At 43.2% G+C, this 25,587-nt stretch carries 22 protein-coding genes; 14 read left to right on the top strand and 8 right to left on the bottom strand.

Annotated elements, in window-relative coordinates; genetic code table 11:
* Nucleotides 1–89: 89 nt before the first annotated feature.
* Nucleotides 90–713, top strand: a complete 624-nt coding sequence (locus H9649_RS10000; protein ID WP_191694617.1) for an NUDIX hydrolase — start codon at nucleotides 90–92, stop codon at nucleotides 711–713.
* Nucleotides 714–888: 175 nt separating this feature from the next.
* Here H9649_RS10000 and H9649_RS10005 read toward each other — a convergent pair whose 3' ends face one another.
* The 6 genes from H9649_RS10005 to H9649_RS10030 all read right to left on the bottom strand — a co-directional run bounded on the left by H9649_RS10005 (nucleotide 889) and on the right by H9649_RS10030 (nucleotide 7,127).
* Nucleotides 889–1,629, bottom strand: a complete 741-nt coding sequence (locus H9649_RS10005) for an STAS domain-containing protein (protein ID WP_191694618.1) — start codon at nucleotides 1,627–1,629, stop codon at nucleotides 889–891.
* Entirely contained in the window at nucleotides 1,616–2,278 is a 663-nt protein-coding gene (locus H9649_RS10010; protein WP_191694619.1) for a cobalamin B12-binding domain-containing protein, read from the bottom strand. Before H9649_RS10010 ends, H9649_RS10005 begins: the two co-directional genes overlap by 14 nt.
* Before the next feature lie 14 nt (nucleotides 2,279–2,292).
* Nucleotides 2,293–2,649: a hypothetical protein gene (locus H9649_RS10015; protein WP_191694620.1), complete on the bottom strand. Its 357-nt coding sequence runs from the start codon at nucleotides 2,647–2,649 to the stop codon at nucleotides 2,293–2,295.
* The gene (locus tag H9649_RS10020; RefSeq protein WP_191694621.1) at nucleotides 2,649–2,954 is read right to left on the bottom strand and encodes an antibiotic biosynthesis monooxygenase family protein; all 306 of its coding nucleotides are present in this window, start codon (nucleotides 2,952–2,954) and stop codon (nucleotides 2,649–2,651) included. The genes H9649_RS10015 and H9649_RS10020 overlap by 1 nt, the downstream gene beginning before the upstream one ends.
* Nucleotides 2,955–3,170: 216 nt before the next feature.
* Nucleotides 3,171–4,421, bottom strand: a complete 1,251-nt coding sequence (locus tag H9649_RS10025) for a hypothetical protein (RefSeq protein WP_191694622.1) — start codon at nucleotides 4,419–4,421, stop codon at nucleotides 3,171–3,173.
* Between the two features lie 138 nt (nucleotides 4,422–4,559).
* Entirely contained in the window at nucleotides 4,560–7,127 is a 2,568-nt protein-coding gene (locus H9649_RS10030; RefSeq protein ID WP_191694623.1) for a CBS domain-containing protein, read from the bottom strand.
* 310 nt (nucleotides 7,128–7,437) lie between these two features.
* Here H9649_RS10030 and H9649_RS10035 point away from each other — a divergent pair, with 310 nt between their 5' ends.
* From H9649_RS10035 to H9649_RS10085, 11 genes are all read left to right on the top strand, one after another.
* Nucleotides 7,438–7,878 carry a cell wall hydrolase gene (locus H9649_RS10035; protein WP_191694624.1) on the top strand — a complete coding sequence of 147 codons (441 nt, stop codon included), beginning with the start codon at nucleotides 7,438–7,440 and terminating at the stop codon, nucleotides 7,876–7,878.
* A gap of 276 nt (nucleotides 7,879–8,154) precedes the next feature.
* Complete coding sequence (locus tag H9649_RS10040) at nucleotides 8,155–9,228, top strand: hypothetical protein (protein ID WP_191694625.1); 1,074 nt, start codon at nucleotides 8,155–8,157, stop codon at nucleotides 9,226–9,228.
* A gap of 35 nt (nucleotides 9,229–9,263) precedes the next feature.
* A complete protein-coding gene (locus tag H9649_RS10045; RefSeq protein WP_191694626.1) occupies nucleotides 9,264–9,611 on the top strand; it encodes a DUF2200 domain-containing protein in 348 nt (115 codons plus the stop codon).
* A gap of 177 nt (nucleotides 9,612–9,788) precedes the next feature.
* On the top strand, nucleotides 9,789–10,655 hold the full coding sequence (locus H9649_RS10050; RefSeq protein ID WP_191694627.1) for a response regulator transcription factor: 867 nt from the start codon (nucleotides 9,789–9,791) through the stop codon (nucleotides 10,653–10,655).
* Nucleotides 10,652–11,647 carry a HEAT repeat domain-containing protein gene (locus tag H9649_RS10055; RefSeq protein WP_191694628.1) on the top strand — a complete coding sequence of 332 codons (996 nt, stop codon included), beginning with the start codon at nucleotides 10,652–10,654 and terminating at the stop codon, nucleotides 11,645–11,647. The genes H9649_RS10050 and H9649_RS10055 overlap by 4 nt, the downstream gene beginning before the upstream one ends.
* Nucleotides 11,648–11,686: 39 nt before the next feature.
* The gene (locus tag H9649_RS10060) at nucleotides 11,687–13,114 is read left to right on the top strand and encodes a glycosyltransferase family 2 protein (RefSeq protein WP_225229806.1); all 1,428 of its coding nucleotides are present in this window, start codon (nucleotides 11,687–11,689) and stop codon (nucleotides 13,112–13,114) included.
* Nucleotides 13,111–16,302 (top strand): hypothetical protein, encoded by a 3,192-nt coding sequence (locus H9649_RS10065; RefSeq protein WP_191694629.1) that lies wholly within the window; start codon nucleotides 13,111–13,113, stop codon nucleotides 16,300–16,302. The genes H9649_RS10060 and H9649_RS10065 overlap by 4 nt, the downstream gene beginning before the upstream one ends.
* Nucleotides 16,303–16,502: 200 nt before the next feature.
* Nucleotides 16,503–17,780, top strand: a complete 1,278-nt coding sequence (locus H9649_RS10070; protein ID WP_191694630.1) for a polysaccharide deacetylase family protein — start codon at nucleotides 16,503–16,505, stop codon at nucleotides 17,778–17,780.
* A gap of 20 nt (nucleotides 17,781–17,800) precedes the next feature.
* Complete coding sequence (locus H9649_RS10075) at nucleotides 17,801–18,304, top strand: sigma-70 family RNA polymerase sigma factor (protein ID WP_191694631.1); 504 nt, start codon at nucleotides 17,801–17,803, stop codon at nucleotides 18,302–18,304.
* Nucleotides 18,305–18,309: 5 nt separating this feature from the next.
* A complete protein-coding gene (locus H9649_RS10080; protein WP_225229817.1) occupies nucleotides 18,310–19,374 on the top strand; it encodes a S26 family signal peptidase in 1,065 nt (354 codons plus the stop codon).
* Between the two features lie 385 nt (nucleotides 19,375–19,759).
* A complete protein-coding gene (locus H9649_RS10085; RefSeq protein WP_225229807.1) occupies nucleotides 19,760–22,021 on the top strand; it encodes an S-layer homology domain-containing protein in 2,262 nt (753 codons plus the stop codon).
* A 45-nt stretch (nucleotides 22,022–22,066) separates the two neighbouring features.
* Here H9649_RS10085 and H9649_RS10090 read toward each other — a convergent pair whose 3' ends face one another.
* Nucleotides 22,067–22,987, bottom strand: coding sequence for an MBL fold metallo-hydrolase (locus H9649_RS10090; protein ID WP_191694633.1), 921 nt, complete (start codon nucleotides 22,985–22,987; stop codon nucleotides 22,067–22,069).
* Nucleotides 22,988–23,225: 238 nt separating this feature from the next.
* Between H9649_RS10090 and H9649_RS10095 the strand changes: the two genes are divergently transcribed.
* Both H9649_RS10095 and H9649_RS10100 read left to right on the top strand, forming a co-directional pair.
* Nucleotides 23,226–23,930, top strand: coding sequence for a CBS domain-containing protein (locus H9649_RS10095; RefSeq protein WP_191694634.1), 705 nt, complete (start codon nucleotides 23,226–23,228; stop codon nucleotides 23,928–23,930).
* A 111-nt stretch (nucleotides 23,931–24,041) separates the two neighbouring features.
* Nucleotides 24,042–24,566, top strand: a complete 525-nt coding sequence (locus H9649_RS10100) for a D-glycero-alpha-D-manno-heptose-1,7-bisphosphate 7-phosphatase (RefSeq protein ID WP_191694635.1) — start codon at nucleotides 24,042–24,044, stop codon at nucleotides 24,564–24,566.
* A gap of 139 nt (nucleotides 24,567–24,705) precedes the next feature.
* Here H9649_RS10100 and H9649_RS10105 read toward each other — a convergent pair whose 3' ends face one another.
* Nucleotides 24,706–25,587, bottom strand: a complete 882-nt coding sequence (locus H9649_RS10105; protein ID WP_191694636.1) for a DMT family transporter — start codon at nucleotides 25,585–25,587, stop codon at nucleotides 24,706–24,708.

Here is a 25,587-nt window from a genome sequence, read left to right on the forward strand (position 1 = left end):
TTATCCGTGAAATTTGAATAACTATACGTTATTATGAATATTCATAAATGTGTCGTGCACAGGTACCTTAATGATTCGGGGGTGAGGTTGTGAAGCTGGAACAGTGGAAACAGCAGTTGTTGGAAAATGAAGAGCTATTTATCGGGGAAAAGACGGCGAAGCGCTCGGCTGTTCTCATTCCGCTTGTGGAGGTGGACGGGGAGTGGTGTGTCTTGTTTGAAGTCCGTTCATCGCGGATGCGGTTTCAACCAGGGGATGTTTGTTTTCCTGGTGGTCGGGTCGATTTGGAAGATGCGTCGCTTCTTTCTGCAGCTTTACGAGAAACGCATGAGGAACTCGGTGTGGAGCCTGATACAGTGGAGGTTCTAGGACCGTTGACACCATATATCGCCTCACTGTCTTTTGTCGTATATCCGTTTGTTGGCGTTGTTGATCTCAACAAGATTATCGACTCTTATAATAAAGATGAAGTCGAGGAAGTGTTTACGGTGCCACTCGCTTGGTTGCTTAATCATGAACCGTATATGCATGAAGTTGCGGTGGACATTACGCCTGACAATGAAACGTTCCCGTTTGAAAAGATTCCAAACGGTGATCAATATCAATGGCGGAAACGGACGATTGAAGAATGGTTTTATGAGTATGGCAATTACACAATTTGGGGCATGACAGCGCGGATTTTGAAGCAATTTATTGATGTTATCCGAGGATAGTAATAGGTACCTGTGCAAGAATCAATTCAGTCTATTCACTACAATTGCATATAAAACTATTAGAAAAGACATAGATACAACATTAAGAGAATTTATGTTGTATCACTATTCAATTTGTTGAATTGTCATAAATGTGTCTTGCACAGGTACCTTCTTAATCCCAAAGGTACCTTCTTTATACCGCAGATTTTAATGACTTCACGAACTTAATATCCTTACTAAAATCTAATTTAATCCATTCTTTTACATGCGTAGGATGCAAGCCTGAAACGATAATAGTGAATCCAAGAAGTTGCAGCATGCTGACCAATTTTTCAAGACCGGTCAATCCACATTGTTCAATATGCCTGACAGCTGTGAAGTCGATAATAATTGTTTCGACATTTGAATTGTAAGCGCGTTTAGTGATAGTAGTGGCGATTGTTGCGGATTTTTCTACATTTAATTCGCCAAAAATCGGAATGAGGGCGAGATTTTCAGTGATTTCGATGAAAGGAGAAGAAAGTATTATATTTTCCTGTAATAAAGTCTCCGCGGTCTCTTTTGCTTCAAGTAATTCAAAATTCGTTTCCGCTAACCGATTGCTCAACCGGTTCAATTGACTACTTACATTTATATAAGATTGATCCTTCTTCACGAAAACAACTTCCGCTGTCTTTTCCTCTGTCCAAGAGATGTAGAGGTCTACCAGTAAAATTTCGCTAGTAGGGGAAAGTGCGTTTATCTCTAACGCTTCAATCGTTTTAAAAGGTTGTACATTATTTCTCAGTTTAGGATGACTTTCAGAATCAATGATGTCGAACAAGCTCGTTCCAGTCGTGAAACTATTGATAGCAGCTTGATTCAGCTGAAGAATTTCCAAGTCTTTATTGATGGCATAGACGGGTAAAGGCAATGAGGCATTAGGAAACGACATTTTTAGTGTCAGCTCCTTTACTAGCATGCTCCAGCCAATCATGAAGCCTTCTTAACGTCGGCATTACGATTACTTGTTCAGGAGCCGCTTCCATGTCAAACATCACATGTGGCGCTATGCGACCACCTATAATAATGGTTGGTGCGTGTTCGGTATTTGCAAGCACTTTCACCGATTCTTTCAGCTTAGGTAGCCGGTATGAAAGAGCAGCAGTCATGGCGATGACGTCAGGTTTCCATGCATTCACTGCTGTTTCTGCATGTTGAAGCGGAAGATTCGGACCTAAATAGCGGACGGTCCATGAGAATTCCTTGAAAACAGCCGCCGCCATTTTCAATCCGATATAGTGTTCTTCACCTTCTGCACCAAATAACATTACTTTTTTATGATTAAATGGTTTTGATGAAACCATCCTGAATTCATAATCAGAAATCACGTAGTCACAGACAGCTGTTGCAAGGTGCTCGTCAGCAACTGAAATTTCATTGCATTCCCACAGTTTACCGATATGAATCATGGTAGGCGTAAGGAGATCTTCGTACAATAATAGGCGATTATTGTTAGATAACGTTTCTTCAATATAAGATTTTGATGCTTGTTCATCTCCACTAAGGAAAATTTTTGACAGCTTGATGGAATGGTCGATCACGCGATCCCTCCTTTTCAGCCTTTTTGTTTCAATAAGGCGATTGCAATTTGTAAATATTGTAAGAAAGCTGTTTCTCTATTCGTGTCCAGTTTACCTGGGAGAATCGCGACCAGTCTTTCAAAGTTGTCGATAATAATGTTTGTAGAAATTTTGCGGCTCGTCAGAACTTGGTCGAGCCAAACTGTATAATCAATGAAAAACTTGCTGTCATTCATCTGATAGGCTGTTTCTAAATGATTTAAGTGGTGGAAGTTATCTTCTGAAGTTCGTTTACGTCCATTCTCACCAAATTTTTCGGTAAGCCATGGAAATGCTTTATAAATTTGCAGAACAGTTTCGTCTACAATTTGCGCTTTTACTTCCTCGTTCATCAGTTAGCAACCACCTTATATTGCGCGACTTTCGGAATGATTGAAGCCAATTCCTGATCGGGATACTTCTTTTCCAGTTCATGGATTTCTTTGAATTCAGAGCTGCGCACCCAATTCAAATACTGATCATTCGATGCCCATTCCATATGAACGACGAGCTCTCCAGGTCGTTTTTGATTCTGAAGAAGCTGGAAAGAAACAAATCCTTCTGCCTGATCCACTCGTTTTGAACGTCCTTTGTAAATCCCGATTACTTCTTCTGCCTTCTCGGGCGGAACTTGAAAAGTCGAATTAACGATATGCATAGCAAACTCCTTTGTCGAAATTCTTCGAAATAGATAGACGATAGGGTAATTATAGCATAGTGAAGAATAATAAAACGGTTTGAGAGGTTCCTTATTTATCCTTTTCGAAGGTTTGGGTTGATCAATAACTTGACCTGGAAGTAATGATGTTTATTCAATAAAGGACTAACAAAAAAAGCCGCGGGCGCATAAATTGCGCACGCAACTTTCCTTACTTTATAAATCACGCAGTTCGATGACATCGCCTGTAACCGCGTCAATAGCCATTTCCGAGTCAAGTAAACCACAAAGGACATACTTCTTCTGCGTTTTATCATAAACGTAAACAGGGTCCAAAGTGATATAAGGAATCATTTTTTCAAACGCATTATCGTGGCCGACAGCCGTTTTGCGTGCAGGGGTAAATGAATCGAACATAGCAAGCATGGCGCCATTGTCCATCATATTCGTAACGGTCATCGTTTCTCGGTCAATGAGTGTCACGAGTTTATGCGGGAAAATGTTGTGCTCGGGACTTTCTGCATAACAGAACGCTTCAATTTGCGTCGGCGCAGACCGCAACTCTTTCAGCCGCCATTTACCGCTATCGTTTGGATCTTCCATCCGTAAAGCTTCGTGGATAAGCGTGACGCAAGCATCCGCCTGTTCAGCCGTCAATGTCACGTCTTCGCGTGTCATCCCGCCATCAAACGCTTTATCCGCGCTCACTTCACCAATCGAATCAATAAAACGACGCTCGATTTTCCCCTCAAGAGGATGCTCCCATTCCATTAAGTGATCGATTTCAGTCGTCCGTTCGTCATCACCAAATGGAATGAGTCGTTCCCCATCCGCCGTAATATAGACTTCTTCAATCGCATACACCGGAACAAACCGCTCATCCGCTTCAACAGGGTAATTCACAACAAACAGCTGTGCTTTTACAATCGGTTCAATCTCCTCAAGTGTCAACGTGAACGGCTCGATGTCAATCAATGTTAGATCAGGCATTTCACCGTACGTTGAAAAAACCATCAATCGTCCCTCCTTATCAAGCTCCACGTTCAATTGAAGACCTGGAGATAAGCTAATGCCATTGACACGGGAAGCAAAACGGAATTCACTGCGCGTCGCATGATCTGCAAAGAAGTCCTTTTCGTAGTTCAGTCCCGTCATCCTTTCCAGCCAGGCCGCTACTTCTTCAGCCGTCCGTTCCTGAAACGGCAGTGCCGTCGAAAAATTTTTACCCATTGTGAAAATGACACTCGTAAACCGGCCCGACGTCAAATCATAAGTGATACTCGCCGTCCCGTCAGGATTCAAATCTTCATCCACCGGCTCCACCTGATCTAACGGAAACCACTCCATATGTAGTTCATACCCATTACCATCATGATTAGCATAAATCGCAAAACGCTCCAATGTATACCTTTCAAGCCCAAACTCCTTCTGCGTCAGATCAACAATTCGCTCTATCCGTTTATCCATATAACCACTCCTCCTTTTAGGTACCTGTGCAAGGTTGAATTCAGTCAATACACTACAATTGCATAAAGATTCATATGTGAACTATAAGTATAAGTTGAATTAATATTTCGTGAATTTTTATTCAAATTGCATGAATTATCATGAATGTTTGTTGCACAGGTACCCGTTTAGCCATTCTACAGCATCTTGTTTAGTTGAGATGTCGCCGTTCAGTTGTTTCACTTCCGTTTGCATGAGAATTTCTGAAAAGGCGGGTCCGGGTTTAAGTCCCGCTTTCATGAGGTCAGCGCCAGTCAGTAACGCAGTCAAATCCTGACGACGAAGGACATAACCGATGACCGCAGACTGTTCTGGTACTTGACCGGCGGCTAAAGAAAAGAGGATTGCTTCATCGGATAGACCATGCAGCAACCGATGGAAATCTCCCTGATTGTCGGCGTGCTGCCAGCTTTTATCGGCCTGCAACGCCGTCGTTTCCTCAAGCAAGTTCAAGTCCTTTTTCGTCAGTGCGAACTTCTTCGCGGCATAGAGCTTTTCTTCAACGAAAAACGGCAACAGGAAATAGGCGAACGAGCTTGGCTGTACGTTTTGCCCCTGTAAATGATGTGCATACAGTTTTTGTAAGTCTTCAGCAGCTGTGCACACCAACTCCATGTGCTCACCATGAATACCAAATTGCTGGAACACGTGCAACTCGAACAATCTGCGGATCACCGATTTCGGGTCCCCTTCTTTAAACAGTCGTTTCAGCTCTTCATTAATGCGCTGCGGGGATACATAAATCACTTTATCGATGGACTCAAGCGCGAACTTCTCCGTTTGCGCATCCATTTTAAAGCCAAACCTTGCTTCAAACCGAATCGCTCGGAATATACGCGTCGGATCTTCAACGAAACTCATATTATGAAGAATGGTAATTCGCCTTTCAATCAAATCTTGCTGCCCGCCAAACGGGTCAATCAATTCACCGAATGCTTCTGCATTCAATCGAATTGCCATTGCGTTAACCGTGAAATCGCGCCGCTCTAAATCATCGCTCAGCACGGACGTTTCCACTTCAGGCAATGCTGCAGGCTGCTCGTAATATTCAAGACGTGAAGAAACCACATCGATCGACAGTCCAGACGCCGTCACCCAAGTCGCCGTCCCAAAGCTTTCATGCTCCACTACCTCGCCGCCGAACGCCTCTTTTAACCCCCGTGCCAACAAAATGCCATTTCCTTCTGCAACAATATCGATATCATCATTCGGACGGTTAAGCAAAATATCACGTACAATCCCGCCAATGAGAAAGACAGGCATATTCAAGTCACTTGCCGTTTCACCGATTTTTTTCAGCAAGCGCCATACGTCTTCTGGCAACTGTTGTTCCATCTTTTGAACAAGCGTCTCAGTACTCAAATCATCTTTATCTTTCAGCACATCCCGATGCAACACTTCGATAATATTCGTACGCGTAACAATCCCAATAATTTCGCCATTTTCAATGACTGGCAGTCGACCGATATTATGCTCAATGACCAACTCTTGAATTTCCTCCAACGTCACATCCGGTCCGATCGTCACAACATTCGTCGTCATATACGCCTTCACTGGCGCATGGCCAAGCCCGTGATGATTCGCTTTATCCAAATCCCTGCGGGTAATCAACCCAACCAACTTGCCATCCTCAACAATCGGATACCCGGAATGACCGTACCGATACATCAAGCGACCTGCTTCCTCAATCGTCGTTGATGGCGACAACGTCTTCACAGGCCGAGCCATCAACTCCCTTGCCGTAATCGCAGGCTGAAGCATCAGTTCAAGATCGCTAGTGATTTGCTTGAGAATCGCGTCCTTGTCTCCCTTTTTCACAGTGGCTGAACCCGCGTGACGGTGACCGCCGCCACCTAACTTATGCAAAATCGGTTGCAAAGAAATGCGCTCTGAATTAGCGCGTCCCACAACACATACGGAGTTCTTCATTTTGACGACTGCGATCGCTGCATCCGTCCCTTTCATGCCATGCAATTTATGGGTCACCATGGCAAGTCCATTCTGGAATTTATCAAGCTCAAATGTACTGATTGAAATGTCTAAACCATCGACTTCATGGATTTCTGTATGATTCAAAAGGTTTTCAAGTAAATCTTGCTGTTCCTGTGTAAGTGTCTCCTCTGAAAAACGCTGCACGATTTCAAGACTCATCCCTTGTTCCAATAAGAACCGCGCCATATCCAGATCGCGTGCAGTCGTATTGTTATACGTGAAATTACCTGTATCTGTATAAATACCAAGACCGAACAATGATGCTTCAAAACTTGTAATGGATAGCCCGCGTTCTTTGATTTCCTCAAGAAGCAATGTAACAGCTGCGCCAGTAAGCTCGACAACACCCTCATCATAATGGACATCTTTTTCATCTGTCGGATGATGATCGTAGACAATAATGTTGCACTTCGCCGCATCGAAATCCGCCGGTAACTTGCCGATGCGAGAAAGGGAAGCAACGTCAACAATAATCATCTCCGTCACTTGTTCCCAGTCCACTTGTGCAGTTGGCACGAAGTCGAACATATCACGATAAATATTCAAGAATCGTTGCACGCGTGTTTCCAATTTGTCTGATAGCACGAGTTGCGCATCGGGGTACAGTTTCTTCGCTGCAATCATAGAAGCAAGCGCGTCAAAGTCCGAGTTAACATGAGTAATGATAATCTGCACGATGTGAACCTCCAGTAGGTCATATGTGGCTCTATTATAACATTCTTTTTATGTTAGGTACCTGTGCAAGGGAGGATTCAGAAAATACGCTACAATTGAATGAAGATACATCAGCGACTCACATAAAGTACGAACTAAAATCCCATGTATTTATATACGAATTGTTTGAATAAACATGAATGTTTCTTGCACAGGTACCTTGTTGTTGGTACCTTGTTGTTAAAGTCACCATCCATCGACTTTAGGATTTCGATAAGATTTTCATCAAAACAAGCACCTTCTCATACACTACAAGATGGAGGTGCGCTATATGCCTAGAGTCAAATATCGAGACGCGGATGTGGACGTCATGGCGAGAATGATGCGAGCGGAAGCTGAAGGAGAAGGCAAGCAGGGAATGTTATATGTCGGGAACGTCATCGTCAATCGAGCAATCGCAGACTGTTTGGATTTTAAAGATGTCCGGACCATTAACGATGTCATCTTCCAAGTCCAAGGGAACAATTATTCATTTGAAGCAGTTCAAAAAGGGAATTTGTTTTATCAACGTGCACGGACCGTTGAAAAGAAACTGGCAAAGCAAAATCTCGACTACTGGCGGGAGCATCCGGGGAAATATGCCCTTTGGTATTTCAACCCGTACGCACCTTGCCCGCCGACATGGTACGGTCAACCTTTCACAGGTCAATACAAAGACCATTGTTTCTACGAACCAGCCCCGAACACATGCGATAGTGTATACAATGGCTAATAGGTAAAAAAAAACGCCGGCAGAAGAACTCCTTCCTGCAGGCGTTTTAAATTGTGTCGGTGCCTGTGCAAGGTGTATTTATGACAATTCAGGAAAATGGTTAAATATACATAAAATTCAAAAGAGAAATTAACATACCAACGAAAAACTTTTCGTTTTATACAATTGTAGTGTATTGTCTGAATAGTATCTTGCACAGGTACCTAAAAATAAAAGCTCACCTTCAAAAAATACGTTCAAAATGTTATGATATTACTAGAAAAAGGGGTGAAGGTTTTGAAAAATGTAAAGATGTTTATTCTGTTCGGTTTGTTTGCGATAATCCTTAGTGGGTGTTCGTCAGAGCCAAAGCCGGTTGACTCTAAAGAGACGGAAGCGATTGATGTATCCACTTATTTTCCACCGGTCGGGACGGCTAGAACATATGCCCAATATGATCCGGACGGAAAAACGCTTGAATCTACTGATGTAGTGAATTTATCGGAAAACACGGAAGGTCCCGATACGGTATATATTCATGAAAAGGGTGGACTTGCTTATGAGTCTATTAAAGAATATGCAGTGAGTAGTGAAGAGGTAAAACAGATTTATATTGCGAATGCCATGAAAAATGAAGAGACTGCGGTTCTTGAACTGGCGAATAAACCGAAGTGGGAGAAGAACGACGGAGATGATTCAGTCAGTTACTTAACACGAACAGGTTTGGACATGTCCGTTAAGGCAGGATCATATAAAGATGTAATTGAAGTGACAACAACGATTACTGGTGATGTAAAAGGAAGAAGCACAATACATTATTATGCGCCGGAAGTCGGTTTGATCAAAACAATATTTGTCTATGAAGATGGAGAAGAATTCACGTTTTCTGAACTTGTGTCCGTTGAAATGCGTGATATGAATCAGACAACCGATGTGGAGTCTGATGAAGAAGGGGTAGGGGAAGGTGAAGCTGCTACTGAAGCAGGGAATGTGGAAGGCACCTACTCCAATGCGAAGTTTGGTTTTTCATTTGAAATGCCTGCGGATATGTTGTCCAAGCTGACTGTCAAAGAGAGCGATTGGGATAAAGAAGCTGCTGGAACGATTGAGTTCCTCTATGCGGAACCGTCTCGCGATATCGAGCAAAGCCTGTTTAGTATCATAATATTTGAAAATGACGGAGATGCTGAAGGATGGAAACACGAAGTATACAAAAAAGTCGGTTCGAATGACAAATTCATCTTTGCGTACACAATGTCAGGCGATCCATCTGAAGAGATGTTGGAACCAGAAAACGAAGACTTGCTGAAAGACGCGCAAGCAATTGTGAAAACGTCCCAACAAGCGATGGATTCGTTTACTGCTGAATAAGTTACTAGCTTCAACACACTCACAGGAGGTAGGTCATGACAAAACACAAAATCTATACAATGGCTTTCTCGAAAGTGTATCCATTATATATCGCGAAAGCAGAGAGAAAAGAACGCACTAAGGCAGAGGTGGATGAAATCATCCGCTGGTTGACTGGATATAGCGATGAAGAGTTACAAATGATACTGGATAATGGAACCGATTTTGAAAGCTTCTTTGCTGAAGCGCCACATATGAACCCGTCTCGCACGCTCATTAAAGGAGTCATTTGCGGAATACGGGTAGAAGACATAGAGGAGCCATTAATGCAGGAGATCCGCTATATGGATAAGCTGATCGATGAATTGGCTAAAGGCAAGAAGATGGAAAAGATTTTACGTTGAAGAATACGCCAAAACCCATGCATTGGAGTGAGAGCTCAAAATGCATGGGTTTTTAACAACTTGCATTTGCATGCTCAAAAAATCTTCAATTCTAGGTAAAGTCAACATAGTTTGCTAAATGCAGGGTATATAAATAATATGAATAGTTAGGTGACTTAAAGGGACGAGGTGCTATAGATGGTTAACACTAAAGTTTCGGAAGTTTTGGATGGCTCATTTCTCACATATACGTTCAATTTGCTGAGAGCGAATGTTTTAAGGGAAAGGAAGACGATGTCACTCCTGTTGCTTCAAGACAATACGGAGAATGCATCGGTCATCCAAAAAGTGGCCGTAACGTTACAGCAGATTCTACGCGAAAAGGACGTCTTATTTAAAACGGAGCATACAAATGAAATCGGCATCCTCTTGCCGCATAGCGGGAGGGAAGAATCGACAGGTTTCCTTCGGCGATTGCAAGACAGTTGTGAATGCTTTTTAGATCCATCCCAAGATCGCTGCTTACTGGCATCCATTATCGAAGTGTTTCATCCGGAATTGACGTTGTCCAATGCATTGATGATGTGCAGGGATTCTCTGTCAAAAGCTTCGGAAACGAGTGGGATTCAGGCTGTTTACGCTGACTCGGGTTTCGAGCGGCCTGTCACCATGGTCAAAGTGAGTCTGTTAGAGGCAGATCGATTGTTTAGAGGATTTCTAGTTATGGCATTTGAACGGATTCACTTGCCAGGAATTGACTTGCAAATCCGTGAATTTGATGATGGATTAGCATTGTTTCAATCGGGATGGGTGAATTCATGGCATCCACATTTAGTCGTAATGAGTGATGTCTTGCCGAAGAAAAACGGGCTTGACGTCTTACATGAACTCAGAGCCATGCCGAATGAAGAGAAATTCACCGTTCTGATGATGACACGCCGTAATTCCGAAGAAGATATGATTTATGCCTACGAAAGCGGCACGGATGCTTACTTAGTGAAGCCTTTCAACCTCCGGCTTTTTGAAGCGCAAGTGAAGCGGATGTTAGCAGGTATATGGTCATGATGCAGTTACCAATTGAGTGGCTCCTTGTCATTGTTGTCGGCCTGCTGATTGCGCTCCTCGTCATGACTGTCTACATGATGATCGGTCGGGCAAGAGAGAACAGAAGACAGGTAGTGACAACCGCCTACCTGGAACGGAACCAAGAGGATTGGTATGACTATTTGTGCGTTGATGGCATTCCTAGAGAAGAGCTCATACCGAAAAACACGGCAGAATTGAAAGCTTTAGAGGAATTGTTCAGGTCGCTAGTTCACAATATTAAAAGTGAGGAAATCGATAAACGGATAAGCGCATTTGCAAACCGTTGTCTAGGCAACTTTTACCGGGATGCCTTGCGGAAGGGGAATTGGGGCGAACGGGTAAATGCACTAAGTCGGATCCGTGATTTTGGCATTGATTCGCTAGCGAAAGAATGTCGGGAAATGCTGGCGCGAAAAACTGTCAGCAAGGAAGAGTTTTTCCTGTTGCTGTTAATTGACATGAAATTCAATCCGGAAACGTTTAGCGAACGTCATATAGGAAATCTCGACAAGCTATCTTCCAAAGATACGAAAGAGCTTCTATTTAGCATGTCCGATCTTCTGTTCGATCAAATCGTTGAAACCATCGATCATTTACCCGCTCGCACCCAATATGCAGTCGTCGATGTAATAGGGATGAAACTGAATGCATCACGGTCGGATAAGCTGGAACAGTTATTCAGTTCTTCCGACAATGAGTTGCGCATCCGCATACTGCGGGCATTCAACTTACTCGAACGCCTCCCAGCTGATGAAGTGCTGATAGCAGCCATTGAATCAGATCGTTGGCAGGAGCGGCTTCAGGCTGCAAGACTATTCCACCTGCTTCCGGCGCATTCAGCGGTTGAGTATAGCAAGATATTAGCAGACGACGAACACTATCTTATCCGAGAAGAAATACGTCGGTATCTTGCACAGCCCGCTTTTGAAGTCCAAGTGGACAATGAGGCAGTAAGTAGTTTAAGAGAATAAAACATATGACCGATAATTCCTCAAAGAAAGGATAGTAAAATGATGCCATTCATTGAAACAGCTATGCAAGTATTCGCCTATCTAATCATTGGTTATATGGCTATCGTCATCATTTCTTATAGCATCATGTTCGTATTATCTTTTCAAACGTTACGAAAAGAAAGAAGCCTTGATAGAAGAGAGATGGATAGCCGTTTTGTTGATGCCTTTTATTCGAAACCCGTAACAATTCTTGTTCCTGCCTATAATGAAGAAAGTGGTGTCGTTGCGACGATTCACTCCTTGCTGAACTTGGATTATCCGCAAACAGAGCTCATTATTATCGATGATGGTTCAAAAGACGGAACAGCTGCTGCTGTCATCAAACAGTTTGATATGACAGTGAGTGAAAAAAGCGGAAATCCCACGCTTAGCACGAAGCCGATCCTAGGAATATACCGTTCCAATGTCCATCCGAACCTATGGCTCATCAAGAAAGAGAATGGCGGAAAGGGAGATGCCCTCAATGTCGGCATCAATTATGCCCGCTATTCGTATTTCTGCACGATAGATGGAGATTCCATTTTAGACGGAAACTCCCTTCTGCGAGTCATGAAGCCGGTCATAGCGTCTGACGGAAAAGTCATCGCAGCAGGCGGGAATGTCCGAATTGTAAACGGTCTCGATGTAGAATATGGTACGGTTTCAGAAATGAAACTATCAGGCCGCCCATTCGTCGTCATGCAAATCGTCGAATATTTACGGGCGTTCCTCATGGGGAGAATTGCACTCAGCAAATATAATCTCGTACTGATCATATCGGGTGCATTCAGTGTGTTCTCAAAAAAACACGTAATACAAGCGGGTGGTTACAATGTCACGACAATCGGGGAAGACATGGAAATGGTCGTAAAACTTCAACGTATGCTGAAGGAAAACAAACTCGACGGCCGAATAGAATTTGTAGCGGATCCCGTATGCTGGACTGAAGCCCCGCAGACGCTATCTGTCCTGCGTAAACAGCGACGCAGATGGCACCAAGGACTACTTGAAAGTTTGTGGGCCCATCGGAAAATGACATTCAATCCTAAGTATGGAGCGGTTGGAATGATCTCTGTCCCTTATTTCTGGATTGTCGAATGTCTGGGCCCGTTAATTGAATTAGCGGGTTACATGTATATCATTGCAGCCTTCTTCGTTGGCGGCATTTATTATGAGTATTCCGTATTTCTCATATTGCTTTTTGTCTTATATGGAACCGTATTTTCAATGGGAGCCGTGTTGTTGGAATCATGGAGTCTTGGAACGTACCCGAAAATTTCCGCCTTATTTCGGATGATGCTGCTCACATTGACAGAAGTGATTTGGTACCGACCCCTCACGTTAATATGGCGTGTGGAAGGGCTATTCCGCTCCATGCTGCGTATTTCATCGTGGGGTGAAATGGAACGTGTTGGCGCAACAGATTCAAAGGGGGCGGTGAAATGAGAAAGTTCTATGTAGTTGTTATCCTCATCGTCCTTCTTTTCATCCTTCCTTTCATTCTTTGGAACATGCAAAATGAACGCCCGCTGTCAGTTGCCATCATTGATAAAACGATAAGTGATGACTCTTACCGCGAACATCTGGGCGTCATGTGGGTGCTGAATCACTTGAAAGTCAAAAACGCCGATGGGAAACCTTTCGATGCAGCCACCGATTATTATGGTGTGCTGCCAATGAGTAAGACGGACGAAAAACCGGAAGTACGGGAACTGCCGACGAATTATGAAGATACCGATGTCATCTATATTGCGGATACGTACGGCGTATTTGAAGATGATGTCGAGAGGACCGATACGATTCGCAACGGAGCGCGTACGCCTAAAATTATCGGAGGTCTCGAACAGGAAGAATGGGAGGCGATCGAAGAACGGACTGCCTCAGAAAAACCTTCCTTGCTCATCGCTGAATACAACACATTCGCCTCTCCGACTGAGGAAACAGTCCGTCAGCAGGTGACTAGACATTTTGGCGTAGAGTGGCAAGGTTGGAATGCCCGTTATTTCGATAATCTTAATTATGAGGAAAACAGTGAAATTCCACAATGGGTGGTAGATGATCATCATGGCAATTGGCCTTACAACGGAGGCGGATTCTTACTCGTCAATGATTTTGATGGAAAAGTTGTCGTACTCGAGGATGAAAAGCATCTGCTTGACGGAAGCGTGAATATGACAATTACGGATAGGGGGAAAGAGCGTCTAGGCATAAAAGGGTCCCACCGTTACAACTATTGGTTCGATATCGTCACGCCAAGACCCGGAGCGGATGTGCTTGCTACTTATGATTGGTCACTCACTGATGAAGGAAAGCAGGTACTGAAAGAACAAGGTATTCCTTCCGAATTTGCGGCTGTCGTTCAGAAACTTTCGGGCGCATCTGAAAGCCTCTACTTTGCTGGTGATTATAACGATGTGCCAACTGTTCCGAAGTTTTACCAAGTGACAGGGTTGCCGCAAATCTACAAAGCGCTCTATGCCTTTTCAAATGACTCCTTTTTCTGGTCGAGCTACGTTCCGATGATGAAAGGAATCTTGGACGGATTCGGCCACTCGGAAGAAAAGGCTGTCAGTACAAACAATCAGGAGGACGCTAAGATGCCAGCCCGTATTCATAATAAACAAATGGAAATCCTGGAAAATGGAAAATGGACACCCATTACCGTCAAGGGCGTCAACATAGGTATGGCAAAACCCGGTCTGTTTCCTGGTGAAGCGGGCATCGAAGAAAGTGATTATTACAGATGGTTTCAAGCGATCGGGGAGATGAACGCAAATACAATTCGCGTCTATACACTACACCCTCCAGCTTTTTATCGAGCACTGAAGGATTACAATGAATCGAATGATGCACAGATTCACGTTATGCACGGCGTGTGGATCAACGAAGAAGAACTGGTTGACTCACTTGACGCATTTGAAGAAAAAAATCTGGAAGACTTCCGCCATGAAATGGTGCAACTCGTAGATGTCATTCATGGAAATGCAGATGTCAAAGAACGTCCTGGACACGCATCAGGCGTATATACTGCGGATGTTTCTGATTGGGTGAGTGCATGGATGATTGGCGTCGAATGGTATCCTGATATGGTTGTCGGTACAAATGAAGCGCATGCTGAAATCGGAGACTATACAGGTACATTCTTTGATACGAAAAATGCGGCACCATTTGAGTATTGGCTTGCTGAACAGATGGATATCCTCGTCTCGTATGAGATGGAGACCTATAACGCCATCCGTCCGATGAGCTTTACAAACTGGGTGACGACAGATTTATTGGACCATCCCGCAGACTCATCAGATGCAGAGGATCTTGTCACGGTTGATCCGAATAATATTTATACGAAAGGACAAATGGATGAAGCGGGTCAATTTGCTTCTTATCACGTGTACCCATATTATCCTGACTTCCTTAACTATGAAAAAAGCTACCGTGAGTATATTGACTTCAGAGGCAAGAAAAATAATTATGCAGCCTATTTGAAAGATTTACATGCGGCACACCGGCTTCCGGTGTTAATTGCTGAGTTCGGCATTCCCGCGTCACGCGGAAAAACCCATGAGAACCCTTTTGGTTGGAATCAAGGATTCATGTCTGAAAAACAGCAAGGAGAAGTGCTGACCCTTCTATACGAAGATATCATTCATGAAGGGATGATGGGAGGACTTGTGTTCACGTGGCAAGACGAATGGTTTAAACGAACATGGAATACATTGGATTATGACAATCCAGACCGCAGGCCATTTTGGTCAAATGCACAGACAAACGAGCAGCAATTCGGTCTGCTCAGTTTTGACACAATAAAGATTAAAATGGATGGTACCACAGAAGACTGGCAAGGGAATCCTTTCTACGAGAAGGACAGAGGCATTTTGGAAAAAGTGTTTGTCGATCATGACGAACGCTACTTGTATATACGTGTGGATATGGATGAGCAGCAACTGCTTGACGGTGCTTTTCCAGTCATTGGAATTGATACAATCCCTGACCAAGGAAATACAACGATTGAAAATCTACCCACTGAGACATTTAGTAATGGCCTTGATTTCATTGCCAGGATGGATGGTGACAAATCCAGGTTGCTGATCGATCCGTACTATGATTTATATCATTACATGTACGGGCATAAATTGAAATTGATTGACGATATTGAGCGTGAAAACGATTCGGGTCAATTCATCCCTATCGAATACGCCCTCAACAAACCGTACTTCATCCCGAATGAAAACAGGACAGTCCCTTACTCATCTTACGAAACAGGGAAGTTGAAAGAAGGGAACGGCAATCCCGAATCACCGGATTATGATTCGCTCATGGATTACGCGATTGTCGACGGAAGACTCGAACTGAGAATCCCTTGGCTCCTGATCCAGTCGAAAGATCCAAGTCAAAAAGAGTTCATCGGCAATATTGCGGAGCAAGGAGCCGAAGCATCCGTGAAAATCGAAGATATCGGTATCGGAGTCCTCTATGTCGATAAAGAAAACAATGTTCTCGATACGTTCCCCAAAAAAGATGGAGATGTACTGAACGCTTTCAATCGATACACGTGGGATAACTGGGACATGCCTTCTTATAAAGAGCGTTTGAAACAATCGTATTACATCATGCAGAAAACGTTCAGTGAAGAGTGAGGACCGTGGACAGCCTTCCTTGACTCATTGACATAGAGCAAGCAAGTGGGGACTCTCCTTCTGCTTGCTCTTTTTTTGTCCTGACAAACAGGCAGCAACAGCTCTCCAAGTGACATCATAAAAAAAATCGCATGTCAGTTGAAACTTTTTCTGATTATCTCCGTCTGTACGGTGCTTGAATGATTATGGAGGTACAGGGAATGAAGAAAAGATGGATACTGGGTTTATTATTTGTAAGCGCATTTGTTTTTATAGGAATGAAATGGGACCTACCGAACACTTTCTTGTTGAATGAACACTTAGGGAAAGTATTTGCTCAAAGTGCAGAAGACGAACCGCTCGTCGTACAGCGGGAATTTGAAAAAGTGCTCACTTTACAGCACGAACAACCTATTTATATGAAAACAGAGCGTTTCATCCAAATAGGCGAATTGCAAGCGGACCAATCCGTAGCGATCATCGAAGAGGATGAAGACTATTACGAGCTGCGGTTCGGTAAGATGAATGTGTATGTCCGCAAGGCGGAAGGCACTATTGAAAAGAAGAAGATCCCAACTTTGACGCAAATGAAACGATACGGAGCGATGAAAACATTCCAAACGACGACCGTACATGAGAAGGCGGATAGCCAAAGTGCCGTCTTACTGAAATTGGAAGAAAATTATCGATTCCCTATTCTCCACGAGGAAGAAGATTGGTATATCATTGAACTGGGTGGGCGACCAGGGTACATTCAAAAGCACTCCGTAGAATTGGATAAAGGGCTGCCCGTACTTGTCTATCACCATATGGTGCCGCGTGATTTGATGAAGTCCGCTGCAAGTACCGTTTCGGTGGAAGCTTTCGACGAACAGATGGCCTACTTGAACGACGAGCAATTCAAGTCCCTTTCAGCACAGCAACTGTATGATTATTTGGAAGGGCGTCTAGTCTTGCCGGACAAAATGGTGCTCATCACTTTCGATGACGGTTTACTATCGGCGAAAGAGTATGCTTACCCGATATTGAAAAAATATGGATTCACCGCGCCGCACCATATCATCACTTCCAGAACACATAAAGCGGAAGGTGCGCAGCAATTCGATGCAGAAGGTCCAATCCAGTATTTAACCATGTCGGATCTGAAAGAAATGCAGGACGTCTTTCAATTCGAAGCACATACCGACGATTTGCATACATTGACAGATCGAAAATACGGTGTTGGGTTGGCATTGCAGCGAGATGAAATTAGAGCAGATCTGCAAGCGAATTTGGCGCAGTTGCCGAATGCCGTTGCACTTGCCTATCCTTATGGGCAATATAATGAAGAGTTTATTGCTGCAGCTAAAGATGCAGGTTTGCTTATCGGATTCACGATTATTGAAGGCTATGCCAATATGAATGATTCAAATTATGAAGTACGTCGATTCGGAATGACGGAAAACAGGTCATTTGAGCAATTTGCAAAGTACGTGGATGGGAACACGTCTTGGCAATAGAAAAGGGTGAGATTCCGTAAATGAATGAAATGGATCAACTAATGAATGAGCACTCACGATATCTCGTGCGCATCGCTTATTTATATGTGAAAAATTGGTCGACAGCAGAAGATCTGGTGCAAGAAGTGTTTATTACCTATTTTCGGAAAAGCGATCAATTTCGCAATGAAGCTTCTCTAAAAACCTACTTGACTAAAATGACAGCCAACCGTTCCAAAGATTATCTGCGTTCGTGGAAGCATAAAAAAGATGTCTTGTTTGATACGGTTTTCACATCCGTCAAAAGCACAGAAGAATTATTGCTGGAGCAAGAGCGTTTGGCATCGCTTGAAAAGAATCTGTTCCAGCTGCCATTGAAATACCGTGAACCGTTAATTTTATTTTATTATGATGAACAATCGATAACTGAAATAGCCAATTACTTACAGCTGAATGAAAATACCGTAAAAACGCGTCTTCGAAGAGCGAAACACCAATTGAAAGAGTTTTTTGATCAAGAAGACGAGGAGGTTATGAACAATTGAGCGATATGAAACGAAAGTTCGATCAAATGATGGGTGATACATCTGAACAGGAAAGACGTATTCAACAAGGCGTGCGCGAAAAGTTGCGGACACCTGTTAGAAAGACGTCTTGGCCCGTGCTGTTTGTATCGGTTGCCATACCGGCTATTGCGCTGTTCCTGTTCTTCAGCATGAACCCGATGAATCAGCTTTCATCGGACGAAGGCCCGGGCACACCGTACGATCCGCTTGATGATTTGGCACAGATTTCAGCGTTGCAAAAGAAGAAACTGCTGTCAGACGTGGATTATGAATCGTTTTCTTCATTACCGCATTTTGATGAAGTAGACGGTTTGTATTATGTAGATCGTGAACGGTTTGCGATGAAGGGAAGTTCGTATGCATTCCATACAGTCATCGAACGAAAAGAAGGCTTGTATGATGATGTAGTCTACAAAGCAGGCGATATTGTGCGGACGATGACCAATACGACGAGCCATTTACCGACTTATTCGGATGCCTATTATGAAGTGCTTGCTGTTCCGGGCGATCGGGTCGTGCTGAAAGATGGCGAGCTGCGCATCAATGGAAAACCTTTGGATTCTGACATTTTAGCACATTTCACAGAACAGGAAGTCACCATTGCAGGAGGCTACGACCAACTATTGAATGCACGTGAATACTTCTTGTTGAATCACTTTCCTGCGGCAAAAACAGTGCAAGGGGCGACAATTACACCCGTTCATAAAATTTATGGACAGGTTGTTGGTCTAGCGACGGAGGAGCAAACAAAATCGATCTATCTAGATTATATAACGGATCGTCTTGACGGGGATTATACTCCTGAGCAAACGTTCGATTTGTATATGTATGACAAGCTCATGGGCGCAAGTAAATTGCCGCAGACGCCGGAGTTTACGCAAATTAACCGATTAGGCGAATTGTTCCTAGAAGCCTCTTACCGGAAAGTGTCACCGTTATCAGACGACCAAGTCGAAGTGCGCTACAAGTATGGTCGCGAAGGAGTAGCTGAGCAAGTGTTCCAAATGGGATGGGACCCAACTGTTGGACGCTGGCTCATTGAGGAATAAGAAAGACAAAGTCAACCAACCGTAGATTGTCTGAAGTGAGTGGCGCATTAAAATAGAAATGATGAGTTTGTGAAGCGTACGGGCATCCTAATTGCATGCGATTCATTGAAGCGCTCAATGTAAGCGTGAATCCGCTCAATAGGAAGCCCGAAGCGCTCAATGCAAGCGTGGATCCGCTCAATAGGAAGCCCGAAGCGCTCAATGTGAGCGTGGATCCGCTCAATAGGAAGCCCGAAGCGCTCAATGCAAGCGTGGATGCGCTCGATAGGAAGCCTGGAGCGCTCAATGCCAAGGCAGAACGAATACCAGATTTTCATTGCTTAATCAAAACAGTACATACTACGCATTAAACTGTTGCACTACATAACAGGAGGCATGAAAAAATATGTTCATTTCCAAACTAGCACAACCTATCTTAGCAAGTGTGCTCGCGATGATGCTTGCACTCTTTGGATTCAACACCAATGCAAACGCGATGGAAATCGAGCAAAACTTCTCAGATATCCATAATGAATTTTGGGCAAAAGATGAGGTGACACAACTCGTCAAGATGGGAATTATTAACGGCTATCCCGATAAGCAGTTCCGTCCGGCGCTGGAAGTATCACGCGGACAAGCTGCGAATCTACTGTCGCAGGCACTCGGATTACCCGATGCGCCATACCGCCCAATCTTCAAGGATGTCAGCAGTAAGTCATCCCATTTACGAGGTGCGATGTCCACGTACAAAGCGGAGATTTTCCTCGGTAAAGAAGATGGAACGTTCGGTGTCGCCGACTCATTGACACGTGAACAGATGGCGACTGTCATCGTGCGTGCGTTCAAGTTGCAAGACACGGGTGAAGAGATTCAATTTAAGGACCAAAAGAGGATCAGTGAATCTCACCGTGATGGCGTCAAAATCCTTGCACAACACGGCATTACAACAGGTAAGGAAGATGGCACATTTGATCCGAAAACGGCTGTTAATCGAGCGACCTATGTCGTTTTCCTTCACCGTGCAATGGTCAAGACAGACAAAATTACCGAGACACCCCAGATTTCATTCAAGAAGGCAGGAACGTACGGCAATTTCAAACCCGTACGCCATGAACAGAATTTCGTAGAAGTGCCCGTTTCAAAAACGGATAAAACCTATTTACGATCGAATGCTTACTTGCAGTTAACGAACGAAAAAACGAAAAAGCATTCGCATTCAACGGATACCGTATATACGTATAGTATTGCAGGTATGTCGCCTGCAGTTGTGAATGTGACGAAAAGACAACTTGAAAATGGCGATTATTTCATTTTCACAGAACTAAGAAATCCACAACGCCTGCCTATTACAGTTGACCTTATACAGTCTGAAAGTAATGTAGCAAAAGGAATAGTGCGCACATACGACCGTTATCCCATTAAGAAAAATGCAGATGGGACATTCGGTTTCGATATGACGACGTATCCGACGGGGGTTTTTGAAAAGACCTTAGCTGAAGGGAATAAAGCGCAGAAAATGATCGGCAAGTCATTCCGTTCAAAAGAGCTATCACTGAAGTATAAGAATGGCGAAAGCAGTCATACGCGCGAATTGATGGATGAAAGTGAAGCGTTCAGTGGCATTTTGCTTGGCGATACAGTGCTTTCTGTTTATACACTACAATCGCAAGGGTATGATGTTGTCGACCATTGGCTGCTACTTTCCGATCAACAGCTATTCTCTTCGAATCAACAGATGGACGACTGGATGCATGAATCCGCCATCTATTATAAAAAGCGTAACAAATGGTATACAGCAAACGGCCCTTACAATAAAATGGCGACAACAATTGAGCCGATGCCTGCTTCAGGACGAGGATACGGACGGAATCTTCTGCTCGTGAAGGAAGACCGTGTCATGGGGAAATATAATGAAACACAAGAACGATATTACGAAAGTCTGCTCTATAATTCATTTGCCAATCTGGATATTTTCAAAGGGGACAAGACGTATTGGGAAACTGAAGTGACGAGCACCTATTTAAAAAATCTGTTCGGCATAACAGCGCCATTTGTCGATACACGTTTCAACGAACAGATTGCGTTATTTCTCTATAATGGCGGCAAAGCATTTGGTCATAGCGACTACAATCGAGGGCTGATCAATTATGCCGATCTACTCGTTTCACAAAAGAGCAAAGGGAATATTATTAAAGTGGATGCAAATTCTTACTACATTCAGGATTATTTCCCTTCAAAGCAAAACGTCAAAACGCATACATCAATGAATCACTTGCTCGGGGGCATGAACATTCTTCTACTCGCATACAAGGAAACGGGTAAACCGATATATTTGGAGACAGCTACGAGTCTACAATCAGCGATTGAAAAAGACGTCACAAAATGGATTCGTCCAAATGGTGACATCTGGTACAAAATGTCGCCGAATCGAACGCTAGTCGGCGAAGATTATGTCCACTTGACATTAGAGGATTTGATACATTCTTACGAAATGTGGATGGATGTCGACCCATCCAAAACTGCTGTATTTGAGCGGATGATTCGTTCAAAGGCAGGTTATATGAATAAAAACAATAAAGGCTACACAACGAAAATCAAAAACGGTTTGGAACGAATTGGTATGCCACAGTTGTTGCCTGCGGGTCTTGAACATACTGATGCACTATAAAAAGAGGCTTGGACGAAACCAAATAGGTTAGTCCAAGCCTCTTTTTTAAATCCACCATGTTTCCCCAATAAGCAATTTCTTCAACCGCGATTCATCCAATCCTAATCGCTTCCACTCTGCGTCCAGTCTTGCAATCGCTTCCGGTCCTGTATCATCCGCCAGATGATACGTGCCATAGTGCATAGGAATGAATGTCTTTCCTTTCAATTCCAAAAAGGCTTTTACTGCATCTTCGGGATTAATATGTGTCGCTTTCATAAACCATTCCGGCTCATAAGCACCAATCGGCATGAGCACAGTATCGATATCGAATCTTTCTGCTAAATCGCTAAATCCGGGAAAATCAGCCGTATCCCCAGCAAAGTAAATGGAGCTATCCTCGTTCTCGATTACCCACCCACCCCAATGAGATGTATTCGTATCCGTCAATGTCCTTTTTGTCCAATGTTGAGCCGGGACGAAAGTGAACGTCATTCCACTATGTTGTATGGAGTCGTACCAATTAAATTCCAATACTTTCATAAGTCCGCGTGTCGTAAAGGTGCGCGCCAATCCAGCAGGTACATAATAGGTAGGATTGCCTTTCAACTGCTTAATGGATTTGAAATTCAAATGATCATAATGACTGTGAGAAATCAGTACAGCGTGGATTTCAGGTAAGTCATCTATTTCGAGTCCCGGAGCCGTTAGTCGTTTCCCGAATCCCATCCGCTCCGCCCAGACAGGATCAGTAATAATATTCAAACCATTCATCTGAATTAAAAAAGTGGAGTGGCCGATCCAAGTGATTGAAGTAGTAGAGCGGTTTTGCTTAATTTTTTTAATGTCTTTATAGGGAGCTTGTGCAATTGTATGCTCTAAATCTTTGTTTTTTGCCCGTCGTTCTTTCTGCCACTGAAACAACTCAGTAAGCGTACTGGACGTATTTGCACAATCTATATTCGTATATCGTTTTTTCTGAGCCATACTATCCCTCTTTCACATACGATGATTCATAAAAAATATATTATCCTATAACTTTTTAACATTTGCGAGTGTGGATCCACACCGAAAGTTTGACATAGTTGAATTATAATTCCCTTTACACAGTTCATCTAAACGGGAAGAAACAATACATTTTCGTAGTTGTTCAAGTCATCACTTAGTTTTCGAATGCACACCATCAATGAATTGTGGGTATACTTTCAAAAAGGAGCTGAAACCCATGTCAGTTAAAAATTCAGAGAGGTTTGTTGTCGCATATAACCGGATTGAAAAATTGCTTGCAGGAAAAGTTGATGAAAGTGGGTATATGCCATTTTACCGTTTAATTGATAAAGCGAAAATCAAAAATTCGGTAGTCCGCAATTATGAAGAGGATTTACGTGAGTATGGAGATTTGCGGAATGCAATTGTTCATCATCGGACAGGCATTGACTACGTTATTGCCGAACCTCATGATGATACAGTAGAACGTATCGAAGAAATCGAACGTAAACTGAGCAATCCACTTACTGTCGGAGCACTCTTCGGAGGTAAAGTGCATACACTCCAATCCACAGAACGATTGACCGCAGCATTAAAATTAATGACTGATAATAAATTCAGTCAAGTGCCGATCTATGAAAATGGGAAATTTAAAGGACTTATAACGGCTGTAGGTATTACATATTGGTTAGCAGGCCAATCGACAGAGAATTCTATTCCCCGGGAAATACCGACTCTTTCTGCGGTATATGACTATGAAAAACGCAAGGAATCATTTGAGTTTGTCGAAAAGGATCTATCTGTGTATGAAGCGGAAAACTATTTTAAACGAGCAATTACGAGAGGTACTCGCCTTGAAGCATTGCTTATTACGAAAAATGCCGATCATAATGAAGATTTGATTGGTATTATTACACCTTTTGACTTGTTGAAAATCAAGTGACAGAGTTTTACTCAGCCTAATCGGAACCTGTAAACGATGTGGTACATGTTATCTACATAGAAGAACATGTACATACTAGGTTTGAAAATAAATATAAGGAATGAATATTTCATGAAAAAAGCTGTTTTCCTAGATCGGGATGGCGTCATTAATGAAGTACTCACCGACCGAGTAAAGTTTGTTAATCGTCCCGATCAGCTGTACTTTTTACCTGGTGTGCCGGAAGCGATTCGCCAATTGAACAAAGTATTCGATTATGTGTTTGTTGTCACCAATCAAGGAGGCGTCGGTTTAGGTTTTATGAAGGAAACTCAGTTGCACGCGATTCATGCCCATATGATAGATGAGCTTCAGAAAGTGGATGCCATAATTGAAGAAGTTGCCTATTGCCCACACAAACCAAAAGCGGGCTGTGCATGCAGGAAGCCGAAGGGCAAGTTGATAGAAGACTTGGCTGAAAAATATGATGTAGAACTTTCCTCTTCGTACATGGTCGGGGATACCGACACAGATATCATCGCAGGGAAAAAGGCGGGAACAAAAACAGTGTTCATTGGGGAAAGCGATCCGCTAGCAGATGCTGCTTTTCCTGATCTCCTGAGCGCGTCAAAATGGATCATCCAGCATATTGAATGAGTTTCTTGCTTTATGCTATTTTCATTATCCATAAACCATTGGACGTAACATATTTCAGTTCTCTGTTGTAAATCTGTTGAAAATGGAACAAACTATACGGAACAAGAGCGAAGTTCTGAACAACAGAACCTCGCTCTTTTCACGTTTTACGCATGGATTCTACACTGAAGACATTATCATCTTTGTTCTTCTTGAACATATAGAACGAGGCACCGAAAATAATGAGATAGCCGATGATGCTGTAAATATCGGGTGCTTGCCCAAGGAATGTTAATCCGAGCAGTGCTGTAAACACGACGGTGAAGTAGTTGAACACCGAAATCTCTTTTGCAGGTGCAAACTTATATGCAAGCGTGATTCCGAACTGGCCAATTGTCGCGAATACACCACCGAGCAGTAAGTAAATCGTCTGCTGCATCGTCATCGGCTCATACCCATATATAACAAACGGCAACAACACGACTGTCGTGAACCCTGAGAAATAGAAGACAATCGTATAAAATTTTTCCCGGTTGCCGAGTGCGCGCAAGGCGGTATACGCAGCACCTGCAAAAATGGCTGAAAGTATGCCGGCTGCATAAGGAACAACATCGAGTGAAAATGACGGTTTAATAATGAACAGCGTACCGAGGAAAGCGACGATAATACTAATCACCTGGAACCGTTTCACATGTTCTTTCAAGAAAATCGCTGCAAAGACAATGGTGAAAAAGGGACTCATTTTATTCAACATATCTGCATCCGCAATAACGAGGTGGTCGATTGCGTAAAATAATAAGATGATACCGATCATGCCAAGTACCGAGCGCAACAGTAACAGTGGTTGGTTTTCACGTTTGCCGAATAAGCGCTCTTTGAAGTAAATGACAAAGAAGAATGAAATGACCATCGATACGCCATTTCTGAAGATGGTTTTCTGCAACGTTGGCACGTCACCCGAAAGTTTAACGAACAACGTCATGAGCGAAAAACCGAAAGCTGATGCCAATAAATATAAAATGCCTTTAGTACGATTCGTCAT

Source organism: Sporosarcina quadrami (assembly GCF_014836615.1).
GTDB classification, from domain to species: domain Bacteria; phylum Bacillota; class Bacilli; order Bacillales_A; family Planococcaceae; genus Sporosarcina; species Sporosarcina quadrami.